This window comes from Streptomyces sp. NPDC006193, from assembly GCF_040613915.1.
GTDB lineage: Bacteria > Actinomycetota > Actinomycetes > Streptomycetales > Streptomycetaceae > Streptomyces.
Window position 1 is genome coordinate 21,333 of sequence record NZ_JBEXTB010000030.1, and the last position, 23,921, is coordinate 45,253.

Annotated in this window: 22 protein-coding genes; 18 read left to right on the forward strand and 4 right to left on the reverse strand. The window is 71.7% G+C overall.

Going from position 1 to position 23,921, the window contains the following annotated elements:
• The first annotated feature begins 377 nt into the window (after positions 1 to 377).
• Positions 378 to 1,982 (forward strand): ABC transporter substrate-binding protein, encoded by a 1,605-nt coding sequence (locus tag ABZ261_RS23795; RefSeq protein ID WP_356862331.1) that lies wholly within the window; start codon positions 378 to 380, stop codon positions 1,980 to 1,982.
• A gap of 100 nt (positions 1,983 to 2,082) precedes the next feature.
• Positions 2,083 to 3,663, forward strand: a complete 1,581-nt coding sequence (locus ABZ261_RS23800; RefSeq protein WP_356862333.1) for an ABC transporter substrate-binding protein — start codon at positions 2,083 to 2,085, stop codon at positions 3,661 to 3,663.
• Positions 3,664 to 3,747: 84 nt separating this feature from the next.
• Here ABZ261_RS23800 and ABZ261_RS23805 read toward each other — a convergent pair whose 3' ends face one another.
• Positions 3,748 to 4,419 carry a response regulator transcription factor gene (locus tag ABZ261_RS23805; RefSeq protein WP_356862335.1) on the reverse strand — a complete coding sequence of 224 codons (672 nt, stop codon included), beginning with the start codon at positions 4,417 to 4,419 and terminating at the stop codon, positions 3,748 to 3,750.
• 14 nt (positions 4,420 to 4,433) lie between these two features.
• A complete protein-coding gene (locus ABZ261_RS23810; protein ID WP_356862337.1) occupies positions 4,434 to 5,465 on the reverse strand; it encodes a RecB family exonuclease in 1,032 nt (343 codons plus the stop codon).
• Positions 5,466 to 5,642: 177 nt separating this feature from the next.
• Here ABZ261_RS23810 and ABZ261_RS23815 point away from each other — a divergent pair, with 177 nt between their 5' ends.
• The 3 genes from ABZ261_RS23815 (at position 5,643) to ABZ261_RS23825 (ending at position 9,056) form a co-directional block, all read left to right on the forward strand.
• Positions 5,643 to 7,262 (forward strand): site-2 protease family protein, encoded by a 1,620-nt coding sequence (locus ABZ261_RS23815; RefSeq protein WP_356862339.1) that lies wholly within the window; start codon positions 5,643 to 5,645, stop codon positions 7,260 to 7,262.
• A 41-nt stretch (positions 7,263 to 7,303) separates the two neighbouring features.
• Entirely contained in the window at positions 7,304 to 8,206 is a 903-nt protein-coding gene (locus ABZ261_RS23820) for a tRNA (adenine-N1)-methyltransferase (protein WP_043499232.1), read from the forward strand.
• A 268-nt stretch (positions 8,207 to 8,474) separates the two neighbouring features.
• Positions 8,475 to 9,056, forward strand: a complete 582-nt coding sequence (locus ABZ261_RS23825; protein WP_356862341.1) for a hypothetical protein — start codon at positions 8,475 to 8,477, stop codon at positions 9,054 to 9,056.
• A 7-nt stretch (positions 9,057 to 9,063) separates the two neighbouring features.
• On the opposite strand, the gene ABZ261_RS23830 is transcribed toward ABZ261_RS23825, so the two are convergent.
• Entirely contained in the window at positions 9,064 to 9,366 is a 303-nt protein-coding gene (locus ABZ261_RS23830) for a ferredoxin (RefSeq protein WP_356862343.1), read from the reverse strand.
• Between the two features lie 518 nt (positions 9,367 to 9,884).
• On the opposite strand from ABZ261_RS23830, the gene arc reads away from it, so the two are divergent.
• From arc to prcA, 5 genes are all read left to right on the forward strand, one after another.
• Complete coding sequence (arc, locus tag ABZ261_RS23835) at positions 9,885 to 11,651, forward strand: proteasome ATPase (protein WP_356862345.1); 1,767 nt, start codon at positions 9,885 to 9,887, stop codon at positions 11,649 to 11,651.
• 233 nt (positions 11,652 to 11,884) lie between these two features.
• Positions 11,885 to 13,396 (forward strand): depupylase/deamidase Dop, encoded by a 1,512-nt coding sequence (gene dop / locus ABZ261_RS23840; protein WP_356862347.1) that lies wholly within the window; start codon positions 11,885 to 11,887, stop codon positions 13,394 to 13,396.
• A gap of 174 nt (positions 13,397 to 13,570) precedes the next feature.
• A complete protein-coding gene (locus ABZ261_RS23845) occupies positions 13,571 to 13,789 on the forward strand; it encodes a ubiquitin-like protein Pup (RefSeq protein WP_016325855.1) in 219 nt (72 codons plus the stop codon).
• 269 nt (positions 13,790 to 14,058) lie between these two features.
• Complete coding sequence (gene prcB / locus ABZ261_RS23850; protein ID WP_356862349.1) at positions 14,059 to 14,904, forward strand: proteasome subunit beta; 846 nt, start codon at positions 14,059 to 14,061, stop codon at positions 14,902 to 14,904.
• 61 nt (positions 14,905 to 14,965) lie between these two features.
• On the forward strand, positions 14,966 to 15,703 hold the full coding sequence (gene prcA / locus ABZ261_RS23855) for a proteasome subunit alpha (RefSeq protein WP_356862351.1): 738 nt from the start codon (positions 14,966 to 14,968) through the stop codon (positions 15,701 to 15,703).
• 50 nt (positions 15,704 to 15,753) lie between these two features.
• Here the strand turns inward: prcA and ABZ261_RS23860 are convergent, their stop codons facing one another.
• Positions 15,754 to 16,770 (reverse strand): LacI family DNA-binding transcriptional regulator, encoded by a 1,017-nt coding sequence (locus ABZ261_RS23860; RefSeq protein WP_356862353.1) that lies wholly within the window; start codon positions 16,768 to 16,770, stop codon positions 15,754 to 15,756.
• A gap of 146 nt (positions 16,771 to 16,916) precedes the next feature.
• On the opposite strand from ABZ261_RS23860, the gene ABZ261_RS23865 reads away from it, so the two are divergent.
• The 8 genes from ABZ261_RS23865 (at position 16,917) to ABZ261_RS23900 (ending at position 23,860) form a co-directional block, all read left to right on the forward strand.
• A complete protein-coding gene (locus ABZ261_RS23865; protein ID WP_356862355.1) occupies positions 16,917 to 18,176 on the forward strand; it encodes an MFS transporter in 1,260 nt (419 codons plus the stop codon).
• A 9-nt stretch (positions 18,177 to 18,185) separates the two neighbouring features.
• A complete protein-coding gene (gene pafA, locus ABZ261_RS23870; RefSeq protein ID WP_356862357.1) occupies positions 18,186 to 19,547 on the forward strand; it encodes a Pup--protein ligase in 1,362 nt (453 codons plus the stop codon).
• 143 nt (positions 19,548 to 19,690) lie between these two features.
• Entirely contained in the window at positions 19,691 to 20,689 is a 999-nt protein-coding gene (locus ABZ261_RS23875; protein WP_356862359.1) for an FKBP-type peptidyl-prolyl cis-trans isomerase, read from the forward strand.
• A gap of 87 nt (positions 20,690 to 20,776) precedes the next feature.
• Positions 20,777 to 21,148, forward strand: a complete 372-nt coding sequence (locus ABZ261_RS23880) for an FKBP-type peptidyl-prolyl cis-trans isomerase (protein ID WP_356862361.1) — start codon at positions 20,777 to 20,779, stop codon at positions 21,146 to 21,148.
• Positions 21,149 to 21,284: 136 nt separating this feature from the next.
• Complete coding sequence (locus ABZ261_RS23885) at positions 21,285 to 22,238, forward strand: WYL domain-containing protein (RefSeq protein ID WP_356862363.1); 954 nt, start codon at positions 21,285 to 21,287, stop codon at positions 22,236 to 22,238.
• Between the two features lie 13 nt (positions 22,239 to 22,251).
• A complete protein-coding gene (locus tag ABZ261_RS23890; RefSeq protein WP_356862365.1) occupies positions 22,252 to 23,283 on the forward strand; it encodes a WYL domain-containing protein in 1,032 nt (343 codons plus the stop codon).
• 79 nt (positions 23,284 to 23,362) lie between these two features.
• Positions 23,363 to 23,623 carry a hypothetical protein gene (locus tag ABZ261_RS23895; RefSeq protein ID WP_356862425.1) on the forward strand — a complete coding sequence of 87 codons (261 nt, stop codon included), beginning with the start codon at positions 23,363 to 23,365 and terminating at the stop codon, positions 23,621 to 23,623.
• Between the two features lie 42 nt (positions 23,624 to 23,665).
• Entirely contained in the window at positions 23,666 to 23,860 is a 195-nt protein-coding gene (locus ABZ261_RS23900; protein WP_356862367.1) for a hypothetical protein, read from the forward strand.
• Positions 23,861 to 23,921 lie beyond the last annotated feature (61 nt).

Below are 23,921 nucleotides of genomic sequence, written 5' to 3' on the forward strand. Positions count from 1 at the left end.
ACCCCGAGTGGAATTCCGGGCGGACGGTACGGCTGAATTCCGCTGACTGGCCACACAGTTGACCGTGTGACGTTCACCACGCCGGGGCCGCTCGACAACGGTGGCCGCGTGTGCTTGCGGGCGCCGATCGGGGTGATCCGGCGGGTCCTTGTGTCCCGATTGGTGAGATGCTGCACTAATCCTGCCGCTGTCGGGTTTTCGGTGCGTCCTCGACCGGTTCCCCAGCGTGATGGCCGGTCAACTCACGCGGCCGTGAACCCGGCTGCGAGCGCGGACTAATCTCAAGGCGAGAACATCGCCGAGAACCCCCGTGATCCGCCGCACCACCCCTGCATGCCGGGTACACGGACCCGAACAGCTCTGGAGAAACTCCCGCCATGAACCGCAAGACTTTGGTGCTGCCGGCGCTGGCCGGCCTGCTCACCCCGGTTCTCGCCGCGTGCGGCGGAACCGACAGCGGGAGCAAGAGCGGTGACGCCATCGTCGTCGGTACCACCGACCAGTTCACGGCCACCCAGGAGGCCCCGGCACCGCTCGACCCGGCCTACGCCTACGACGTCGGCACCTGGAACATCCTGCGCCAGACCGTGCAGACCCTGATGGCGCAGCCCAAGGGCGAGGGCGAACCCGCCCCGGAGGCCGCCGAGAGCTGCGCCTTCACCGACAGCGGCAGCGAGCGCTACGCCTGCAAGCTGCGGCAGGGGCTGAAATTCGCCAACGGCGACCGGGTGACCGCCCAGGACGTCAAGTACTCCATCGAGCGGGCGCTGCGGATCAAGGCCGACAGCGGCGTCGCCGCCCTGCTGAACACCATCGACACCATCGAGACGCAGGGCGACCGCGAGGTCATCTTCCACCTGAAGACGGCCGACGCCACCTTCCCGTTCAAGCTGTCCACCCCGGTCGCGGGCATCGTCAACCCGAAGGACTACGACAAGGACAGGCTGCGCGCCGGCTTCGAGGTCGACGGCTCCGGCCCCTACACCTTCAAGGCCGAGGTCAAGAACCACGCGATCGTCAGCGCCACGTTCACCAAGAACCCGTCCTACAAGGGCAGCGTGAAGGTGAACAACGACAAGGTGGTCCTGCGTTCCTACGGCGACGCCGACGCCATGGGCGCCGCGATCGCCAAGGGCGACATCGACGTCATGAGCCGCACCATGTCGCCCGCGCAGATCCAGAAGCTGGACGCCGGCAGCGCCGAGCACGCCGACCTGGTCGACATGCCGGGCCTCGAGATCCGCTACCTGGCCTTCAACACCGACGCCGGCAGCGTGAAGTCCAAGGCCGTACGCCAGGCCATGGCCCAGCTCGTCAACCGCGGTGAGCTGGTCTCCAAGGTCTACGGCACCCAGGCCGAGCCGCTGTACTCGATGGTCCCGGCCACCGTCACCGGCCACTCCAACTCGTTCTTCAACAAGTACGGCAACCCCAGCGTCGACAAGGCCAAGGACCTGCTCGTCAAGGCCGGCATCACCACGCCGGTGAAGCTGACCCTGCACTACACCACCGACCACTACGGTTCGGCCACCAAGCAGGAGTTCCAGGTCCTGCAGAAGCAGCTGAACGACAGCGGTCTGTTCGACGCCTCCATCGAGGGCCACCCCTGGGCCACCTTCCGTCCCGCCGAGCGGAAGGGCGAGTACGACGTCTACGGCATGGGCTGGTTCCCCGACTTCCCGGACGCCGACAACTTCCTCGCGCCGTTCCTCGACAAGGACAACTTCCTCGGCTCGCCGTACGACAACAACACCATCCAGCGCTCGCTGATCCCGCAGTCGCGCCGCGAGGCCGACCGGCTCGGCGCCGCCAAGAGCCTGACCGAGATCCAGGACATCGTCGCCGAGGACGTCCCGGTGCTCCCGCTGTGGCAGGGCAAGCAGTACGTCGCCGCGCGGGACGACATCACGGGTGTCTCCTACGCGCTGAACTCCTCCTCGACGCTCCAGCTGTGGGAGCTCGGCCGCGGTGTGAGCGGCTGACGGCTCTCTTCACCCCGGGGAGCCAGGGACGGCTGCCCCGGGGCCCGGGGGCCAGGACGGAGGCCCCGGGGTGACGAACCGACGACAAGGCACATTTCAAGTGAACATGCGCAACCAGTGGCCAGTCCTGCCCATCGTGGCGGGGCTGGCCTCCGGCCTGTTGACCGGCTGCGGCTCGGAGACCGGTGATTCCGGGGGCACCGGCTCCTCCGTGGTGATGGGGATGTCCGACGACGTCCTCGCCACGGACCCGGCCTCCGGCTACGACCCCGGCTCCTGGCTGTTGTTCAACAACGTCTTCCAGTCGTTGCTGAGCTTCCCCAAGGGCGCCACCGAACCCGAGCCCGACCTGGCGAAGCAGTGCGGCTTCACCGACACCCGGGCCATGGTCTACAAGTGCGAGCTCAAGGACGGCCTGAAGTTCAGCAACGGCGACGCCCTCACCTCCGAGGACGTGAAGTTCTCCTTCGACCGGATCCTGCGGATCAACGACCCCGCCGGCCCGGCGATCATATTCCCGATGCTCGACAGGGTCGAGACACCGGACGCGAAGACGGTGGTCTTCCGGCTGAAGGTCCCCGACGCCACCTTCCCCAGCAAGATCGCCTCCGGTGCCGGCTCCATCGTGGACCACCGCCAGTACGACGCGGACGGCCTGCGCACCGACCACCGGGCCGTCGGCTCCGGCCCCTACAAGCTGGACTCCTTCGGCAAGGACCAGGCGGTCTTCTCGGTCAACGGCAACTACAAGGGGACCGCCGAGGTCAAGAACCACGGCGTCACCCTCAAGTTCTTCCACGGCGACCGGACCGCCCTGCGCCAGGCCCTCCTCGACGGCGGCGTCGACATCGCCTACCGCGGCCTGACCGCCTCCGACATCGCCGACCTGGACGACCAGGACGACAGCGACGGCGTCGACGTCATCGAGGGCACCAGCGCCGAAGTCCAGCACCTGGTCTTCAACATGAAGGACCCGGTGGCCGGCAAGCTGGGCGTGCGCAAGGCGATGGCCTACCTCCTCGACCGCGACGCCCTCATCAAGAACGTGTACGAGGGGACGGCCACCCCGCTGTACTCGATCGTCCCGGCGGGCATCGCCGGCCACAACACCGCCTTCTTCGACACCTACGGCGCCCGGCCCTCCCGTGCCAAGGCCGCCGCCGCGCTGCGCGCCGACGGCATCACCGGCAAGGTGAAGCTCACCCTGTGGTCCACGCCGTCCCGGTACGGCCCCGCCACCGACGAGGAGCTGAAGGCCATCGCCGGCCAGCTCAACGCCAGCGGCCTGTTCGAGGCCGATGTGCAGTCCGTGCCCTTCGACCGGTACGAGAAGGACATCGCGGCAGGCAGGTACGGCGTGTACGTCAAGGGCTGGGTGCCGGACTACCCGGACGCCGACAACTTCACGGCCCCCTTCTTCGGCAAGGGCAACGTGCTGGCCAACAACTACAGCAACCGCACCATCACCGGTTCGCTCATCCCCGCCACGGCCGCGCAGAGCGACCGCGGCGCGACCGGCGGCGACTTCGGCCGGCTGCAGGACATCGTCGCCGCCGAACTGCCCGTCCTGCCGGTCTGGCAGGCCAAGCAGTACGCGGTCGTCCGCGACGGCGTCTACGGACTGGAGTACTGCCTGGACGCCTCGACGGTGTTCCGGTTCTGGGAGCTCAGCAAGAGCTGAGTCCGGTCACGGCGAGGGCGCCCCGCTCCGCGCGGGAGGGGCGCCCCGCAGTGCCGTACGTCCCCGCACCGCCCGCCGGACGCTCTACTGCGTGCCGGGGCGCACCAGGCCGCTCTCGTACGCGTACACCGCGGCCTGCACCCGGTCCCGCAGGCCCAGTTTGGTCAGCACGTGCCCCACATGGGTCTTCACGGTCGTCTCGCTGACGAACAGGTCGGCCGCGATCTCCGCGTTGGACAGCCCGCGCGCCACCAGCTTCAGCACCTCCACCTCGCGGTCGGTGAGGGTGTGCAGGGTGTCCGGCACCGGCTCCTCGCCGGAGGGCAGGTGCGTGGCGTACTTGTCCAGCAGCCGCCGGGTGATGCTCGGCGCCAGCATGGCCTCGCCGGCCGCCACCACCCGGATCGCCTGCACCAGCTCGTCGGCGGGCGCGTCCTTCAGCAGGAAGCCGCTCGCCCCCGCGCGCAGCGCCTCCACCACGTACTCGTCCAGGTCGAACGTGGTCAGCACCAGCACCTTGGCCGGACCGTCCCGCCCCGGCCCGGTGATCTGCCGGGTGGCCTCCACGCCGTCCATCCGCGGCATCCGGATGTCCATGAGCACGACGTCCGGCTGCAGGGCGCGCACCTGGTCGAGGGCCTGCAGGCCGTCACCGGCCTCGCCGACGACCGCGATGTCCTGCTCGGCCTCCAGGATCATCCGGAAACCGGTGCGCAGCAGGGGCTGGTCGTCGACCAGTAGGACGCGGATGGCCACGTGACACTCCTTCGCTAGTCCGGCCCCATTCTGCCCTGCGCCCCCGCCTCCGACTCGGCCGCCCTCACCGGCAGCGGATAGGGCGGGGGAGTGCCGCCGAACTCCGGGCAGTGCGCCTGGTGGTCGCACCAGCCGCACAGCCTGGTCGGCCGGGGCCGCCAGTCACCGGTCTCCGTGGCCCTCCTGATGGCCTCCCACAGGGCGTGCAGCCTGCGCTCCACCCGCTCCAGATCGGCGCGGACCGGGTCGTACGTCAGCACGTCACCGCTGCCGAGGTAGACGAGCTGCAGCCGGCGCGGGATCACGTTCTTCAGCCGCCACACCACCAAGGCGTAGAACTTCATCTGGAACAGGGCGCCCTCCGCGTACTCGGGGCGCGGCGCCTTGCCCGTCTTGTAGTCGACGATCCGCACCTCGCCGGTCGGCGCCACGTCCACCCGGTCGATGATCCCGCGCAGCCGCAGCCCCGACTCCAGCTCGGTCTCCACGAACAGCTCCCGCTCGGCCGGCTCCAGCCGGGTCGGGTCCTCCAGCGTGAACCAGCGCTCCACGAGCCGCTCCGCGTCGGCGAGCCAGCGGGAGAGCCGCTCGCCCTCCGGGTCGTCGGCGAAGAGTTCGGCCACCTCGGGGCGGCTCTCCCGCAGCCGGTCCCACTGCGCCGGGATCAGCGCCTTGGCCCGCGGCGCGGTCCGCTCCCCGGGGGGCGCGTCGAACAGCCGCTCCAGCACGGCGTGGACCAGCGTCCCCCGCGTCGCCGCCTCGCTGGGCTTCTCCGGCAGCCGGTCGATCACCCGGAACCGGTACAGCAGCGGACACTGCATGAAGTCACTGGCCCGCGAGGGAGACAACGAGGCCGGGGCCGGGGCCGGGGCCGGGGCCGGGGCCGTCCGCTCCGGCGCGGCGTCCGCGGCCGCGGACGCCGACGGGCCGGTCACCGCCGCGGCGGCCTGCGCAGCCGCCGTGGGCGCCGGCTGCGGCGGGACCGCCGGCGGCGTCCCGCCTGCGCCGTCCCGCGGGGCCGCCGCCTCCTCGATGCTGTTCTCCATGCCGACAGACCTTACGGCCCACCACCGACAGCGAGCCCGTCACCGCCCGCGTCGACCGCGCCACCACGGGGCACACACAAGGGGTGCCGGGCGGAACGTGCCGCCACGGCCGCATACCATCGAGCAGAGACCCTTCCGGCCGGCAGGCCCGGGAGACGCTTCGAACGAGGGGACACCGTGGACGTGAGCGGCGGGAGCGGGCAGCCGCGGTCCGGCAGCGACGAGCCGGCCGAGCACTCCGCGGATCCTACGGCCCCGGCGACCGGGCCCGCCGAGGACCCCGCAGCCGGACGGCCCGCCCCTGCCCCGGACCGCACCCCGGACGGCGGCGGGCCCAGCCCGGCGGCCCCCCGGCGGGCGCCCGGCACGGCCGGCGCCGCCCGCGCCGCCGGCCAGGGCGGCGAGCCCGGGGAGCCCACCCCGGCCGGCCCGGCCGCCGGGGACGACGAGCAGGGCGCGGCCGACGCGCCCCGCACCCGTGCCGCCGCGGACCCGGACGACCGGGAGGACACCCCCGGCGGCCCGGCCTCCGGCGCCCGCACCCCGGCCCCCGGCCGATCCGGCGCCGGCCCCGCCGAGGAGCACCGCGCCCTCGCGCACTCCGGCATCGCGAAGGGCGAGCCGCCCCGGCCGCGGCCCAAGGAGCCCGGCGGCGGCATCCTCATGGGGCGGCCCTTCGGCGTGCCCGTCTACGTGGCGCCGAGCTGGTTCCTCGTCGCCGCGCTGATCACCTGGGTCTTCGGCGGGCAGCTCGACCGTGTGCTGCCCGACCTGGGCGGCGCCCGCTATCTGGTCTCCCTCTTCTTCGCCGTCGCCTTCTACGCCTCCGTCCTCGTCCACGAGCTGGCCCACACGGTCGCCGCCATCCGCTTCAAGCTCCCCGTCCGCCGCATCCAGCTGCAGTTCTTCGGCGGTGTCTCGGAGATCGAGAAGGAGGCCGAGACCCCGGGCCGGGAGTTCGTGCTGGCCTTCGTCGGCCCGCTGCTGTCGCTCGTGCTGGCGGGGCTGTTCCACCTCGCGATGAGGACCGTGGAGCCCGGCACGGTGCCGGGGGTCCTCCTGGCGGGCCTCATGGTCTCCAACCTGATCGTCGCGGTCTTCAACCTCCTGCCCGGTCTGCCCCTCGACGGCGGCCGGATGCTCCGCGCCGTCGTCTGGAAGATCACCGGCAGGCCGATGACCGGCACGGTGGCCGCCGCCTGGGTCGGCCGCGCCCTCGCCGTCGCCGTCCTCGTCGGCCTCCCGCTGTTCAACCACTCCGGCGCCCTGGGCGGCGGCGACGCGGACGCGGGCGGCATGGACACCGTCACCGACGCCCTGCTCGCCGCGATCCTCGCCGCGATCATCTGGACCGGCGCCGGCAACAGCCTGCGCATGGCGCGGCTGCGCGAACACCTCCCGGAGCTGCGCGCCCGCACCCTCACCCGGCGCGCCGTGCCCGTCGAGAACGACACCCCGCTCTCCGAGGCGCTGCGCCGGGCCAACGCCGCCGGCGCCCGCGCCCTGGTCGTCGTCGACGCCGACGGCAACCCGCTCGCCCTGGTGCGCGAGGCCGCCATCGTCGGCGTGCCCGAGCACCGCCGCCCCTGGGTGGCCGTCAGCGGTCTCGCCCAGGAACTGACCGAGGGCATGCGCGTCTCCGCGGAGCTGGCCGGCGAGGACCTCCTGGACGCCCTGCGCGCCACCCCGGCCACCGAGTACCTGGTGGTCGAGGAGACCGGCGAGATCTACGGCGTCCTGTCCACCGCGGACGTCGAACGCGCCTTCGTGAAGGCCATGGCCCGGCCCGCCCCCTAGCCGTGGTCGGAGCGCCCCGGAAACGCCGGTAGGCTGGTCACATGTCCGAACCGACCGGTGCCGCCCGCAGGCGCGGGCCCTTCAAGGTCGGGGACCAGGTTCAGCTGACCGACCCCAAGGGCCGCCACTACACGTTCACGCTCGAAGCCGGGAAGAACTTCCACACCCACAAGGGCTCCTTCCCGCACGACGAACTGATCGGCGCTCCCGAGGGGAGCGTTGTCCGGACCACCGGCAACGTCGCCTACCTCGCGCTGCGCCCCCTGCTCCCCGACTACGTCCTGTCCATGCCCCGCGGGGCGGCCGTCGTCTACCCCAAGGACGCGGGGCAGATCCTGGCCTTCGCCGACATCTTCCCCGGCGCGCGCGTCGTGGAGGCCGGCGTCGGCTCCGGCTCGCTCAGCAGCTTCCTGCTGCGGGCCATCGGCGACCAGGGCATGCTGCACTCCTACGAGCGCCGCGAGGACTTCGCCGAGATCGCCCGGCAGAACGTGGAGCGCTACTTCGGCGGCCCCCATCCCGCCTGGCAGCTCACCGTCGGCGACCTGCAGGACAACCTGTCCGACACCGACGTCGACCGGGTCATCCTCGACATGCTCGCCCCCTGGGAGTGCCTGGAGGCCGTCTCCAAGGCGCTCGTGCCCGGCGGCATCCTGTGCTGCTACGTGGCCACCACCACCCAGCTCGCCCGGACCGTGGAGTCCATCCGGGAGATCGGCTGCTTCAACGAGCCGACCGCCTGGGAGACCATGATCCGCAACTGGCACATCGAGGGCCTGGCCGTCCGCCCCGACCACCGCATGATCGGCCACACCGGCTTCCTGCTCACCGCCCGCCGCCTCGCGGACGGCGTCGAGCCGCCCATGCGCCGCCGCCGCCCCGCCAAGGGCGCCTACGGCGAGGACTACGCCGGACCCAACGCCGACGGCGGCGCCGGCCGCTGACCGGCCCCGCACCCGTACAACGCAAGGGCGCCGCGGCGCAGTTCCCGCCCTCCTGGGGAACTCGGCCGCGGCGCCCGTCCGTTCGCACCCGCACCGGCCTCCGCACCGGCCTCCGCACCGGCGCCGCCGCCCGCCCGCTCCGTGCGCGCCGGCCGCGGCCCGCGCGGACGTGCGGCCGGCGATCCCGGCCCCGCCGTTCCCCGGAACTGTGACGTGTGGCACCATGCAGGCCATCCCACCGGCACAGCCCTCACAGGAGACACTCCTCGTGCTGCAATCCGCCGTTCCGGAGCTCGCCCACGCCCAGACCCGGCCCGTCCACTGGGTCGCCACGGCCGCGGCCGTCGCCGGTGTCGTGGCCTTCTCCGCCCTCGTACAGCCCGGCCCGGCCACGGCCGCCCAGGCGGCCGCCGGCACGCACGGCGGGTCCGCGCCCGCGGCCGCCGCGCCGCCGGGCACGGCCGGTGTGGCGTTCCCGCTGGAGTGCGGCCCGGTCGAGCCGGTGGTCGCGAGGAAGGCCTCCGGGGACCTGGACGGCGACGGCCGGCCGGAAACCGTCGCGGTGGTGCACTGCGACGCCCCCATGGGCACCCCGCCCGACGGGGTCTACGTGCTCACCCGCTCCGCCGACGGCGGCCGGCCGCGCGTGGTCGCCACCCTCGTCGAGCCGGGGCAGCGGTTCACGGTCACGGACTTCGCCGTGCGCGCCCGTGCCGTCTCCGCCACCCTGCTCGGCTACTCCGCGGACGACGTGCCCAGTTGCTGCCCGGACGTGAAGACCCCGGCCAGGTGGCGGTGGAACGGCCGTGCCTTCGTCCGCTCCACGCCGGCCGGGGCCCACAGCGTCTGAACCGGGCTCACTGCGCGTCGGGCCCGTACACCTCGACCCTGTCCGAAACCCGGCGCACGTGGATGCACGCGCCGGGGCACTCCTTCGCCGAGTCCGCCACGTCCGCCAGCAGCGGCAGCGGCACGGGCGCGGTCGCCCCGGGCGCCTGCAGCAGCTCGTCGTCCGCGCCCTTCACATAGGCCAGCCCGTCGATGTCCAGCTCGAACACCTCCGGGGCGTACTGGGCGCAGATGCCGTCGCCGGTACACAGGTCCTGGTCGATCCAGACCTCCAGTGCCTCGCCGCCCGGGGCCTCCTGCTGCACGGTCATCTCTCCTGCCGTCGGTTCGCCGGGCGGCCCGGGCGCGGCGACGGCCAGCCCGGTCCGCTCCGGCGGCTGTTGAACACCCCCGACCCTACCTCCGCCCGGATCGCGGCCCGGTTCGGCCGGCACGGGTTTCCGGGCCCGCCCGCTCGGGTACCAGCGCCGGGCCGGGAGAGGGGTTTCCGGCGGCCGGACCGATCAGTTCAGGCCGCCCGGACGGTGACGCCGCCCACCGGCGCCGTCGCTCTGCGTGAGGACCGTGCGAGCGCTCCAGGTGCTGCCCGCATACCGGTCGATCGGCGCGCAGCGGACAACTCCGGCCCGCCCCGGACGGTTTCGACCACGCCCTGCGCGGAACAAGCTGCTTCCCCCTCACGTTGAGTGGGTATCCCCTCCGTGCGAGGGAGAGCGCAGCGGGTGACCGACGACACACCTTGACAGTCTTTGTGATCTAGGGGTTTCAATCGACACCCACCCAGGTAGGGTCTGGAAGCGTCCAGCTCCCCTTGGAGGAGGTGAGGACCGTGGCAGCCCACGACGACGACATGAACCGCGGCATCCGCCCGGGACGCGGGTCCGACGACCCGGCCGGGCAGATCGCCTACCTTGAGCAGGAGATCGCCGTCCTGCGCCGCAAGCTCGCCGACTCTCCGCGACACACGAGGATTCTCGAAGAGCGGATCGTCGAGCTGCAGACCAACCTGGCCGGCGTGTCCGCCCAGAACGAACGACTGGCCAACACCCTCCGCGAGGCCCGCGACCAGATCGTGGCCCTCAAGGAGGAGGTCGACCGGCTCGCCCAGCCGCCGGCCGGTTTCGGTGTCTTCCTGCAGGCGAACGAGGACGGCACCGCCGACATCTTCACCGGCGGCCGCAAGCTCCGGGTGAACGTCAGCCCCAGCGTCGAGCTCGACGCGCTGCGGCGCGGCCAGGAAGTCATGCTCAACGAGGCGCTCAACGTGGTCGAGGCCATGGAGTTCGAGCGCGTCGGCGACATCGTCACCCTCAAGGAGATCCTGGAGGACGGCGAGCGCGCCCTCGTCCTGGGGCACACCGACGAGGAGCGGGTGGTGCGGCTCGCCGAGCCGCTGCTGGACGTCACCATCCGCCCCGGCGACGCCCTCCTGCTCGAACCCCGCTCCGGCTACGTCTACGAGGTCGTGCCGAAGAGCGAGGTCGAGGAGCTGGTCCTCGAAGAGGTCCCCGACATCGGCTACGAGCAGATCGGTGGCCTCGGCAACCAGATCGAGGCGATCCGCGACGCCGTCGAGCTGCCGTACCTCTACCCGGACCTGTTCAAGGAGCACGAGCTGCGCCCGCCCAAGGGCGTCCTGCTCTACGGCCCGCCCGGCTGCGGCAAGACGCTCATCGCCAAGGCCGTCGCGAACTCGCTGGCCAAGAAGGTCGCCGAGGTCACCGGTCAGGCCGCCGGCAAGAGCTTCTTCCTGAACATCAAGGGTCCCGAGCTGCTCAACAAGTACGTCGGTGAGACCGAGCGGCAGATCCGCCTGGTCTTCCAGCGTGCGCGTGAGAAGGCCAGCGAGGGCACCCCCGTGATCGTCTTCTTCGACGAGATGGAGTCCCTGTTCCGCACCCGCGGCTCCGGTGTCAGCTCGGACGTGGAGAACACCATCGTCCCGCAGCTGCTCGCCGAGATCGACGGTGTGGAGGGCCTGCAGAACGTGGTCGTGATCGGCGCCTCCAACCGCGAGGACATGATCGACCCGGCCATCCTGCGCCCCGGCCGCCTCGACGTGAAGATCAAGATCGAGCGTCCGGACGCGGAGGCCGCGAAGGACATCTTCGGCAAGTACCTCACCGAGCGTCTGCCGCTGCACGCGGACGACCTCGCGGAGCACGGCGGGGACAAGGCCACCACCGTCCAGAGCATGATCCAGACGGCGGTCGAGCACATGTACGCCGAATCCGAGGAGAACCGCTTCCTGGAGGTCACCTACGCCAACGGCGACAAGGAAGTCCTCTACTTCAAGGACTTCAACTCCGGCGCCATGATCGAGAACATCGTGGGCCGCGCCAAGAAGATGGCGATCAAGGACTTCCTCGAGAAGAGCCAGAAGGGCCTGCGCGTCTCCCACCTCCTCCAGGCCTGCGTGGACGAGTTCAAGGAGAACGAGGACCTGCCCAACACCACCAACCCCGACGACTGGGCCCGCATCTCCGGAAAGAAGGGCGAGCGGATCGTCTACATCCGCACCCTCATCACCGGGAAGCAGGGCGCGGACACCGGGCGCTCCATCGACACGGTGGCGAACACCGGTCAGTACCTGTAACGGCGGGGCGGCTGCGGGTGCCCTCACCGGGTACCCGCAGCCCTCTGTTTTCCCGGGCACGACCCGGAGCAGGCAATGACGCAAATGATCTCCCCACCAGCGCAAAGGCGTTCTAGGCTCTTTCCTACCGCCGAGTCGCGCAGTGCGGGGACGGGCACCGCACACGCACCGGAGCGCCAGCGGTATCTGAGCGGCGCCCACGACCGAGGGTGCCGCCGGGCAAGGAGGGCCGCATGACCGTACGGCGAGTAATGGGCATCGAGACGGAATACGGGATCTCCGTCCCCGGCCACCCCAACGCCAATGCCATGCTCACCTCGTCCCAGATCGTCAACGCCTACGCGGCGGCGATGCACCGGGCCCGCCGGGCCCGCTGGGACTTCGAGGAGGAGAATCCGCTGCGGGACGCGCGGGGCTTCGACCTCGCCCGCGAGGCCGCCGACGCCAGCCAGCTCACGGACGAGGACATCGGCCTGGCCAACGTGATCCTCACCAACGGCGCGCGGCTCTACGTCGACCACGCCCACCCGGAGTACAGCGCCCCCGAGGTCACCAACCCCCGCGACGCGGTGCTGTGGGACAAGGCCGGCGAGCGGATCATGGCCGAGGCCGCGGAGCGGGCCGCGCAGCTGCCCGGAGCCCAGCCCATCCACCTGTACAAGAACAACACCGACAACAAGGGCGCCTCCTACGGCACGCACGAGAACTACCTGATGAAGCGGGAGACCCCCTTCTCGGACATCGTGCGCCACCTGACGCCCTTCTTCGTCTCCCGCCAGGTCTTCGCCGGCGCCGGCCGCGTCGGCATCGGCCAGGACGGGCACGAACACGGCTTCCAGATCAGCCAGCGCGCGGACTACTTCGAGGTCGAGGTCGGCCTGGAGACCACGCTCAAGCGGCCGATCATCAACACGCGGGACGAGCCGCACGCGGACGCGGAGAAGTACCGCCGGCTGCATGTGATCATCGGCGACGCGAACCTGTCGGAGATCTCGACCTATCTCAAGCTGGGCACGACCGCCCTGGTCCTGTCCATGATCGAGGACGGCTTCATCGCCGTGGACCTCGCCGTGGACCAGCCCGTCCGCACCCTGCACCAGGTCTCGCACGACCCGTCGCTCAAGCGCCTGGTCACCCTGCGCAGCGGCCGCACGCTGACCGCCGTGCAACTGCAGATGGAGTACTTCGAGCTGGCCCGCAAGTACGTCGAGGAGCGCTTCGGCGCCGACGCCGACGACCAGACCAAGGACGTCCTCAGCCGCTGGGAGGACACCCTCACCCGGCTGGAGAACGACCCGATGAGCCTGGCCGGGGAACTGGACTGGGTGGCCAAGCGGGAGCTGATGGAGGGCTACCGCCGGCGCGACGGCCTCGACTGGGACGCCGCCCGGCTGCACCTGGTCGACCTCCAGTACGCCGACGTCCGCCCCGAGAAGGGCCTCTACAACCGCCTGGTGGCCCGTGGCCGGATGAAGCGCCTGCTGGACGAGTCCGAGGTCGAGCGGGCCCGTACGAAGCCGCCGGAGGACACCCGTGCGTACTTCCGCGGGCGCTGCCTGGAGCAGTACGCGGACGACGTCGCCGCCGCGAGCTGGGACTCGGTCATCTTCGACCTCCCCGGCCGCGACTCCCTCCAGCGTGTTCCAACCCTGGAACCGCTACGCGGAACGCGAAATCACGTCAAGGAGCTGCTGGACCGCTGCCGCACGGCGGAAGACCTGGTCAGGGTGCTGTCCGGCGGCTGAGCGGCCCAGGGGGGGTACTCGGCCCCGTCCCGGGCGGCCGGGGTGGAAGCCCCACCGCCCGGGAATCATCGAGGTGGCCCCCGTACGTTGCGGAAACGGCGGGGCCGATGTCGGACCCGGCTTGTAGGGTCTGATCATCACCGATCGGCAGGCGAACTGAGCGGGGTGAGGGTTATGGCAACCAAGGACACGGGCGGCGGCCAGCAGAAGGCGACGCGCTCCACCGAGGAGGTCGAGGAGCAGGCGCAGGACGCGCAGGCCTCCGAGGACCTCAAGGAGCGGCAGGAGAAGCTCTCCGACGACGTCGACTCCGTCCTGGACGAGATCGACGACGTCCTCGAGGAGAACGCCGAAGACTTCGTGCGTTCCTTCGTGCAGAAGGGCGGGCAGTAGGCCGTTCCGCCTTCGGATCACAGGTCCGAAGGGGCGGGGGACGTGAGTGGCCGATGAGCGGACGGCGAAGCGCCGCTCGCGGCCGGGGCAGTCCGGGCCGCGGGCGGTCCTTGCCGCCGCGAGCGGCTCCCGCCGGGCATGTGGATCACCGCCACCAGCCGGGTAAGGTCCGTGGCATACCGTGCTTCAACCGCAATTCGGCCACCGGCACGTGGGGGACGGCCGTCCCGCACCTGCCCGCCGGACTGCCGCTATGTGGAAGGAAACCCGTGGAAGCCAATACCCGTGGCACCGGGCGTCTACCAGCTGCCTTCCTGACGCCAGGATCCTCCTCCTTCATGGACTTCCTCGCCGAGCACCAGCCCGAGCTGCTGCCCGGCAACCGGCAGCTGCCGCCCACGCAGGGCGTGATCGAGGCACCGCACGGCACGACCATCGTGGCCGTGACGTTCCCCGGCGGGGTCGTGCTCGCCGGTGACCGCCGGGCCACGATGGGCAACATCATCGCCCAGCGGGACATCGAGAAGGTGTTCCCGGCGGACGAGTACTCGGCCGTGGGGATCGCCGGCACCGCCGGCCTGGCCGTCGAGATGGTCAAGCTCTTCCAGCTGGAGCTGGAGCACTTCGAGAAGGTCGAGGGCGCCCAGCTGTCCCTGGAGGGCAAGGCGAACCGGCTGTCGACCATGATCCGTTCCAACCTCGGCATGGCTATGCAGGGCCTGGCCGTGGTGCCCCTCTTCGCGGGGTACGACCTGGACCGCGAGAAGGGCCGCATCTTCTCCTACGACGTCACGGGCGGCCGTTCCGAGGAGCAGAACTTCGCCGCGACGGGCTCCGGCTCGATCTTCGCGCGCGGCGCGATGAAGAAGCTGTTCCGCGAGGACCTCACCGAGGAGCAGGCCACCACCCTCGTGGTCCAGGCCCTCTACGACGCGGCTGACGACGACTCGGCGACCGGCGGTCCCGATGTCGCCCGCCGGATCTATCCGATCATCACCGTGATCACCGAGGACGGCTACCGCCGGCTCACCGAGGAGGAGTCGTCCGAGCTCGCCCGCGCGGTGCTCCAGCGGCGCCTGGAGGAGCCCGACGGCCCCCGGGCCGCCCTGCTCTGAGCGCGGGCCCGGTTCTTATCGAGGTGATCCAGTGACCATGACAGAAAGGGACGGATAACCGGTGTCGACGCCGTTCTATGTCTCCCCCCAGCAGGCCATGGCCGACCGGGCGGAGTACGCCCGCAAGGGCATCGCCCGCGGCCGCAGCCTGGTCGTGCTGCAGTACGCCGACGGCATCGTGTTCGTCGGCGAGAACCCGTCCCGCGCGCTGCACAAGTTCAGCGAGATCTACGACCGGATCGGCTTCGCCGCCGCCGGCAAGTACAACGAGTACGAGAACCTGCGCATCGGCGGCGTCCGCTACGCCGACCTGCGCGGCTACACCTACGACCGCGGCGACGTGACCGCCCGCGGCCTGGCCAACGTCTACGCCCAGACGCTGGGCACGATCTTCTCCTCCGCGGCCGAGAAGCCGTACGAGGTGGAACTGGTCGTGGCCGAGGTCGGGGAGACGCCCGAGGGGGACCAGATCTACCGGCTGCCGCACGACGGCTCCATCGTGGACGAGCACGGCTCGGTCGCGGTGGGCGGCAACGCCGAGCAGATCAGCTCTTTCCTGGACCAGCGTCACCGTGACGGCATGAGCCTCGCGGAGGCCCTGAAGCTGGCCGTGCAGGCCCTGTCCCGGGACACCAACGGCACCGAGCGGGAGATCCCCGCCGAGCGCCTGGAGGTGGCCGTCCTGGACCGCACGCGCCCGCAGAAGCGCAAGTTCAAGCGCATCGTCGGCCGTCAGCTCGACCGCCTGCTGGAGGCGGACGGCGCGAGCACGGAAGCGGAGAGCTCCGAGGAGGAGTGACCGCCCCCGCACCCTGACGGGCCCCGGCCGCGGCCGGGGCCCGCCGCGTGTCAGGGCGCGCCCGGCGGGGCCGTGGAGCCCCGGACGACCAGGTGGACCGGGATGTCCCCGCCCTCGGGCTCACGGCCCTCCAGAACGGCCAGCAGGGCCCGCATGCCCCGCTCGCCGAACAGCTCCGCGTCCAGGCGCACGGTCGTCAGCTCGGGGTCGAGCGCGGTGGCCAGGGCCAGGTCGTCGAGGCCGGTGACCGAGACGTCGTCCGGGACGCGCAGGCCGAGGCGGCGCAGCGCCTTGTAGACGCCGGCGGCCAGCTTGTCGTCGTCGCAGACCACCGCCGTGGGGCGGGGGCCCGGCGCGGTGAGCGCGGCCTCGGCGGCGGCCAGCGCGCCCTCGATGGAGATCGGGGCCCGGGCCGTGCGGATCTCCGTGCCGGGCACGGCGGCCAGGCGCGCCGCCAGTTCCCGCGCCCGCACCTCGAAGGTCCAGGACGGCACGTCGGCGGCGAGGTGCAGCACGCGGCGGTGGCCGAGGCCCAGCAGGTGCTCGGCGACCTGGCGGACGCCGTCGGCGATGTCCAGGTTCACGGTCGCGGCGCCGAGGCTGCCCGCGGGATCGCTGTCCAGCATCACGAGGGGCAGCTGGTCGCCGCGGATCGCGGTGAGGGCGTCGGCGGCCATCGAGGAGGCGAGGACGCCGTCCAGGGCGGCCTGCGCGGAGGCGAAGGGGTCGCGGGCCGGGCCGACGCCCTCGGGGGAGGGGTAGAGCACGACGCCGAAGCCGTGCTCGGCGGCCACGCGCGCGGCGCCCGTGTAGACCCCGGCGAAGAACTCGGTGGTCAGGGCGGGCACCACCAGCAGGACGGTGCGGGTGCGGCCCAGCCGCAGGTTGCGGGCGGCGAGGTTGGGCCGGTACCCCAGCTCGCGCGCGGCCCGGCGGACCCGTTCGGCGGTGGCCTCGGACACCCGGCCGCGCCACTTGTCGCCCAGCACCAGGGAGACGGCCGCCTGGGAGACCCCCGCCGCGTGGGCGACGTCACGGCTGGTCGGGCGCGTGCTGCTGCGTGCCACCGTGGGCGTGCTCCTTCGGGGTCCGTCGTCCGCCCGGCCGTTCGCCTGGACGTGTGAACAGGGCACATGGTACGTATGGACGGACACGTTATACGTAACACTTGGGGTCGTCGCGGCGTCCCGGGCGAGCCACCGGAGGGCAGGACATGGCCACGGGATACCTTGAGATCCTGAAGACGAGGCACGCCTTCCGGCTGCTCACCGGCACCCTGGTGGGACGGCTGCCGAACGCCACCGCCGCCGTCGCCCTGGTGCTCTTCGTCCGCGGCGAGGGCGGCAGCTACAGCCTCGCCGGCGCCCTCGCGGCCGTCTACGGCGTCGCCAACGCCGTCGGCCAGCCGGTGCTGGGCCGCCTCGTGGACCTGTACGGCCAGCCGCGGATCCAGCTGCCCGCCGCGGTCCTCGCGGCCCTGTCGATGACCGTCTTCGCCTGCTGCGGCACCGAACCGCTCTGGCTCGCCCACACGGCCGTCGCGGCGGCCGGGCTGTTCACGCCGCCCCTGGAGGGCGGACTGCGCGCCCTGTGGCCGTCCGTGCTGCGCCGCGAGGAGCAGGTGCACACCGCGTACGCGATGGACGCGGTCGCCCAGGAGATCATGTTCACCGTCGGCCCGCTGCTGGTGACGCTGTGCGTGTCCCTGTGGGACGAGCGCGCGGCCCTGCTGGCGCTGAACGTCCTGGGCGTGCTGGGAGCGCTCTCGGTGGTCGTCTCGCCGCCCTCGCGCGCCTGGCGCTCCCAGCCGCGCGAGGCCCACTGGCTGGGCGCCCTGCGCGCGCCGGGACTGCTCGCGCTGCTCGCCGCCTTCCTGTTCGTCGGCATCGCGCTGGGCTCCATCACCGTCGCGTCGGTGTCGTACGCCGACGGTCACGGCGGCGACGCGGTCTACGGCTGGCTGATGGCCGGGCTCGGCCTCGGAGCGCTGTGCGGGGGCACCGTCTACGGCGCCCGCCGGTGGCCGGGCGCCCCCGAACGGCGACTGAGACTGCTGGTGGCCCTTCTGGCGGTGTGTTACCTGCCGCTCACGCTGACGCCGGGCACGGCCGCCATGGTGCTGCTCAGCGTGGTCTCCGGAATCTTCCTGGCGCCCTGCATCGCCTGCGCCTTCCTCATCGTCGACCGGCACGCCCCGGCCGGTACCGTCACCGAGGCGTTCTCCTGGCTGGTGACCACGTTCACCGTGGGCGCCTCGGTGGGAACGGGCCTGGCGGGGCCGGTGGTCCAGGCCGGCGGCACCGTGTGGGGATTCGCCCTGCCGGGCGCCGCCGGGGCGGTGTCCCTGCTGGTCCTGCTCGCCTGCGGACGGGTCCTCGCAGCTCCCGCGGGGGGCGGGGTCGTTGCGGCTTCACCGGAAAATGATCCGAATCGTGCCGGCGAACCTCGTTTCAGCTCGGGGGATCGGGCGTAATGTTCACTCATGGACCGCCGCATTTTCGGGCTGGAGAACGAGTACGGCGTCACGTGCACGTTCAGGGGACAGCGGCGCCTGTCTCCTGACGAGGTGGCGCGGTACCTCTTCCGCCGTGTCGTGTCATGGGGCCGCAGCAGCAACGTCTTTCTGCGAAACGGCGCCCGGCTCTATCTCGACGTGGGCTCACATCCGGAATACGCGACCCCCGAATGTGACAACGTGACCGAACTGGTCACCCACGACAAAGCCGGCGAGCGCATTCTCGAAGGACTCCTGGTGGACGCGGAACGACGCCTGCACGAGGAGGGAATCGCGGGCGACGTCTACCTCTTCAAGAACAACACCGACTCGGCGGGCAACTCCTACGGCTGCCACGAGAACTACCTGGTGGCCCGGCACGGGGAGTTCTCCCGGCTCGCGGACATCCTCATCCCCTTCCTGGTCACGCGCCAGCTGCTGTGCGGCGCGGGCAAGGTGCTGCAGACGCCCCGCGGCGCCGTCTACTGCGTCAGCCAGCGCGCGGAGCACATCTGGGAGGGCGTCTCCTCGGCGACGACCCGCTCCCGGCCGATCATCAACACCCGCGACGAGCCGCACGCGGACGCCGAGCGCTACCGCAGGCTGCACGTCATCGTCGGCGACTCGAACATGTCCGAGACGACCATGCTGCTCAAGGTGGGCGCCACCGACCTCGTGCTGCGCATGATCGAGGCGGGCACCGTGATGCGCGACCTCACCCTGGAGAACCCCATCCGGGCGATCCGGGAGGTCAGCCACGACATCACCGGCCGGCGCAAGGTGCGCCTGGCCAGCGGCAGGGAGGCCTCCGCGCTGGAGGTGCAGCGGGAGTACTTCGACAAGGCCGTGGACTTCTGCGAGCGCCGCGGCATCCGCACCGGCACCGTCGCGCAGGTCCTGGAGCTGTGGGGCCGCACCCTCGACGCGATCGAGACCGAGGAACTGGACCGGATCGCCACCGAGATCGACTGGGTCATGAAGTACAAGCTCATCGAGCGGTACCGGGCCAAGCACAACATGACCATGTCGCATCCGCGGGTGGCCCAGATAGACCTCGCCTACCACGACATCCACCGCCGCCGCGGCCTGTACTACCTGCTGGAGAAGAAGGGCCAAGCCGCTCGGATCTGCAACGACTTGAAGATCTTCGAGGGCAAGTCGGTCCCTCCGCAGACCACTCGGGCGCGGCTGCGCGGCGACTTCATCCGGCGGGCGCAGGAACAGCGCAGGGACTTCACGGTCGACTGGGTGCACCTGAAGCTCAACGACCAGGCGCAGCGCACCGTCTTGTGCAAGGACCCGTTCCGTTCGGTCGACGACCGGGTGGAGAAGCTGATCGCCGGAATGTAGCGGAAGCAGAGGGATCGGGCGTTTCCCGCGCCGGAATGCGGGAACGCCACACGGGCGCCGTACGTTTTCCGTACGGCGCCCTTCTCACGCCGTAGAGTTGCGCGCACGCCACCCGCAAGATCGACCGATTACGAGGCTCATCCGTGCGCCGACGCTCACTCCTCCTGGCCGCCGTACCCGCAGGACTGCTCACGCTCGCCGGATGCGGTGACGACGAATCCGACTCCGGCAAGGCCAGTGCCTCGCCGTCGGCGTCCGCCGCGCCCCCGCCCAAGATCGTGGACGGCCCGCTGCCTGCGGTCACGGGCGGCACGGGGTTCGGCGAGAAGCCCACCGTCGCCAAGGGGCCGGGCGACCCGTCGAAGAACCTCGCGGTCAGGACGCTGGTCGCGGGCCGTGGCCGCCCGGTCGCGGAGAACGACTTCATCAAGGCGGACTACCTGGGCCAGATCTGGAACACCGGCAAGGTCTTCGACAACTCCTACGACCGCAAGCGGCCGCTGGTCATGCAGCTCGCCAAGGGCAGCATCATCGACGGCTGGCGGTACGCGCTGGCGGGGAAGAAGACCGGCAGCCGGGTCGAGATCGCGGTGCCCCCGGCCTGGGGGTACGGCACGTCGGGCCAGCCGCAGGCGGGCATCAAGGGCACCGACACCCTGGTGTTCGTCATCGACCTGATCGAGACCTTCAACTCCCGCAGCTCCGCCCGGGGCGAGCCGGTCGCGCAGGAGGACGCCGCCCTGCCGAAGGTGGGCACCGGCACCGACGGCCGGGCGCCCGAGGTCACCGTCCCGCGCACCGACCCGCCGAAGAAGCTGGTCTCCCGTTACGTCCTGGAAGGCGACGGCCCCGAGGTCAAGGCCGACCAGACGGTCCTGTGCCAGTTCCAGGGCCTGGTCTGGGAGGGCGGCAAGCCCTTCCAGCGGACGTACGGCTCCGGGCGGCTCAGCCAGTTCGCGCTCGAGCAGATGCAGCAGGCGGTGAAGGGCCTGGCACAGGGCCTGACCGGCAAGAAGGTGGGCAGCCGGGTGCTGGTCGTCGTGCCGCCCGAGCTGGGCTACGGCGACAACCCGCCGAGCGGCGGGGTGATCAAGAAGGGCGCCACCCTCGTCTTCACCGTGGACATCCTCGCGGCGATGTAGCCGGCGAGACGCCCGGGTCGGACGCCGGCGCCCGGAGGATGAAAGACTGTCCGCGTTTCGTGTCGTACACAAGCAGGAGCTTTTGACGTGAGCATCGAGAAGCCCGAGATCGACTTCCCGGGCGGCGAGCCCCCGGCGGACCTCGAGATCAAGGACATCTGGGAGGGCGACGGGCCGGTGGCGCAGGCGGGCCAGACCGTCACCGTCCACTATGTGGGCGTCGCCTTCAGCACCGGCGAGGAGTTCGACGCCAGCTGGAACCGCGGGACCCCGTTCCGCTTCCCGCTGGGCGCCGGCCGGGTCATCAAGGGCTGGGACCAGGGCGTGCAGGGCATGAAGGTCGGCGGCCGCCGGCAGCTGACCATCCCCGCCCACCTCGCCTACGGCAACCAGAGCCCGACCCCGGCGATCAAGCCCGGCGAGACGCTGATCTTCGTCGTGGACCTGCTCGGCGTCTGATCCACGGCTCGGTTCCGACCGGATCCGATCACCTGGGGCCCATGCCTGCTCGGGCATGGGCCTCGGCTTTTGTCACCGCCCCGCGGAGCGGTACGGTCATCGGTCAGAAGCACCATAGGGAAGGCGAAGGGCGTCGATGGCCATTGCCAAGGCCGAGCGGCTGATGAACCTCGCGCTGTGTCTGCTCGGCACGCGGCGCCCGCTCAGCAAGCGCGAGCTGAGGGAGTCCATCGAGGCCTACCTCGAAGCGGGCAGCGACGACTCCTTCAACCGCATGTTCGAGCGGGACAAGGACGATCTGCGCGAGCTGGGACTCGTGATCGAGACCGTCGAGAACCTCGACGGCGAGGTCGGCTACCTCGCCCGCCGCGACAGCAACCGCCTGCCCCCCATCACCCTGGACGCCGAGGAGGCCGCCGCCCTCGGTCTGGCCGCCAAGGTCTGGCAGCAGGCCCGGCTGGCCGGCGCGGCCAGCGGCGCGCTGCAGAAGCTGCGCGCGGCGGGCCTGCCCGAGGACGTCGACCCGTACGAGGCGCACGGCGCCCTGGAGCCGCGCATCCCGGTGCACGAGGCCGCCTTCGAACCGCTGATGCTGGCCTGCCGCGACCGCCGCCCGGTCGTCTTCGAGTACCGCAAGGCCTCCGCCGCCCGCCCCGAGCCCCGCCACGTCGAGCCGTGGGCGCTGGAGTGCTGGCGCGGCCACTGGTACCTGGCCGGCTGGGACCGCGACCGCGGCGCCGAGCGCGTCTTCCGGCTGTCCCGGATCACCGGCAGGGTCCGCTCGCGCGGCACGGGCTTCACCGCTCCCGTGCCCGACGTCGTCACCGTGCGGGAGACCGTCGCGAGCTGGGCCGGGGAGATCGCCGACGGCACGGCGCTGATCAGGCTGCGCTCCGGCGCCGGCTACCCCCTGCGGGCCAAGGCCACCGCGGTCCGGGAACTGGGCGACGGGTGGGACGAGTTGGAGATCCCGTACGGGCACGGCCTGGACGCCTGGCTGGTGGAGTTCGGGCCGGACGTGGTGGTGCTGGAGCCGGCCGAGCTGCGGGCCGACGTGGTGGACCGGCTGCGTGCCGTGGCCGAGGACTGAGGGGGACAGGACTGTGGCAGGCAAACCGGCCAGGCCCGTGAACGCCATCGACCAGACCCGTCGGATGCTCTCCCTGGTGACGTACCTCAGGGAACGCCCCGGCGCCCGGATCGCCGACGTCGCACGCGCCTTCGGCATCACCGAGGACGAACTGGTCGCCGACCTCGATCTGCTGCCCATGTGCGGCACCAGCTTCCGCGGCGGCGACCTGCTGGACATCGACACCGACGGCGAGCGCATCTGGTGGCACAACCCGGCCGCGCTCGGCGAGGAGGCCGCCGAACCGCTCCGGCTCGCCGCCGACGAGGCCACCGCCCTGCTGGTCGCCGCCCGCGCCGTCTCCACCCTGCCCGGCCTCAGGGAGGGCGACCGCCAGGCCCTGCTGCGGGCCACGGCCAAGGTGGAGGCGGCGGCCGGGGAGGCCGCCGGCGCCAGCTCCCGCCTGTCGGTGACCTTCGAGTCCGAGGGCGGTGTCTTCGCCGACGTCGACCGGGCGATCTCGGAGCGCCGCCGGCTGTGGATCCGCTACTACTCCCCGGCCCGCGACGAGGTCACCGAACGCGAGATCGACCCCATCCGGCTGGTCAGCGTCGGCCACACCTACGTGGAGGCCTGGTGCCGCCGCTCCGAGGCGCGGCGCACCTTCCGGCTCGACCGGGTCGCCGAGATCCGGGTCCTCGACGAGCCGTCCGCGCCGCCCGAGATAGAGCTGCGCGACCTCTCCGAGGCGCTGGTGCAGCCGGCCGCCGAGGACCCGGAGGTGGTGATCGAGGTCGGCCCCGGCGGCCGCTGGGTCGCCGAGTACTACCCGCACGACAGCGCCGAGGAGCTGCCCGACGGCGGGCTGCGCATCACTCTGCGCACCCCCGACCCCGCCTCCCTGCGCCGGCTGGCACTGCGGCTCGGCCGTGACGGCCGGATCGTCTCCCCGCCGGACCTGGCCGAGAGCGCCCGCCGGGCGGCCCGCGAGGCCCTGGCGGCGTACGACCGTCCGGCGGACGCGGTGCGCGGCGCGGGCGAGGCGTTGGACCCGAGCCCCGTGTGACGCCGGCGGGCGACCCAGTGCGAGCAGAGGAAGAGGAGCCAGAGTTGTGATCGAGTCTCCGGTGTCCGGTGCGGCCGGGATGACGGTGGCGACCGCCTTCGCCGGGATGAGGAGAGCCGCACCCGTGGTGTTCCGGGCGGGCTGCCCCGACTGCCGGGGCCGCTTCGAGCTCGCCGCGAGCGCTCTGCGCCTCGCCGTCGGCGCCACCAGCCGGACCACCTTCTACTCGTTCACCTGCCCCGACTGCGGCGCCGCGGTCCGCAAGCCCGCCGGCGAGCGGATCGTCGAACTGCTCACCTGCGGCGGGGTGCGGACCCTGCGGCTGCACTCCACGGTGTAGCCCGCTGCGCCGGACCCCGGCGGACGGTCTAGTCTCGACGTCATGTTCTGGCCGATGTTCGCGGTAGCCGTGGGTTTTCTGGGTCTCGCCGTCCTGGGGGTGCTCGCCGTCCGGGTCTTCCTGGAGGCGCAGCGCCTCGGGCGGCAGGTCGCGGAGTCCGCACGCCGTGTCAACCGGGCCGCCGAGGATCTGGAGCGGGCCGCCGTGAGCGCGGCGGGCGCCGTCGACGCGCTGTGACGCCGCCCCGGGCGGCCTGCGCATCCCGGTCACGCGCGCGCGGTCGGCCGCTTCGATCTGT

Bases quoted from the DNA above. Each gene is read 5' to 3' on its own strand.
- ABZ261_RS23830 (WP_356862343.1), bottom strand. From the start codon at position 9,366: ATGACCGTGCAGCAGGAGGCCCCGGGCGGCGAGGCACTGGAGGTCTGG.
- pafA (WP_356862357.1), top strand. From the start codon at position 18,186: ATGGACCGCCGCATTTTCGGGCTGGAGAACGAGTACGGCGTCACGTGC.
- ABZ261_RS23865 (WP_356862355.1), top strand. From the start codon at position 16,917: ATGGCCACGGGATACCTTGAGATCCTGAAGACGAGGCACGCCTTCCGG.
- dop (WP_356862347.1), top strand. From the start codon at position 11,885: ATGACCGTACGGCGAGTAATGGGCATCGAGACGGAATACGGGATCTCC.
- ABZ261_RS23810 (WP_356862337.1), bottom strand. From the start codon at position 5,465: ATGGAGAACAGCATCGAGGAGGCGGCGGCCCCGCGGGACGGCGCAGGC.
- ABZ261_RS23900 (WP_356862367.1), top strand. From the start codon at position 23,666: ATGTTCTGGCCGATGTTCGCGGTAGCCGTGGGTTTTCTGGGTCTCGCC.
- ABZ261_RS23845 (WP_016325855.1), top strand. From the start codon at position 13,571: ATGGCAACCAAGGACACGGGCGGCGGCCAGCAGAAGGCGACGCGCTCC.
- ABZ261_RS23820 (WP_043499232.1), top strand. From the start codon at position 7,304: ATGTCCGAACCGACCGGTGCCGCCCGCAGGCGCGGGCCCTTCAAGGTC.
- ABZ261_RS23795 (WP_356862331.1), top strand. From the start codon at position 378: ATGAACCGCAAGACTTTGGTGCTGCCGGCGCTGGCCGGCCTGCTCACC.
- ABZ261_RS23885 (WP_356862363.1), top strand. From the start codon at position 21,285: ATGGCCATTGCCAAGGCCGAGCGGCTGATGAACCTCGCGCTGTGTCTG.
- ABZ261_RS23895 (WP_356862425.1), top strand. From the start codon at position 23,363: ATGACGGTGGCGACCGCCTTCGCCGGGATGAGGAGAGCCGCACCCGTG.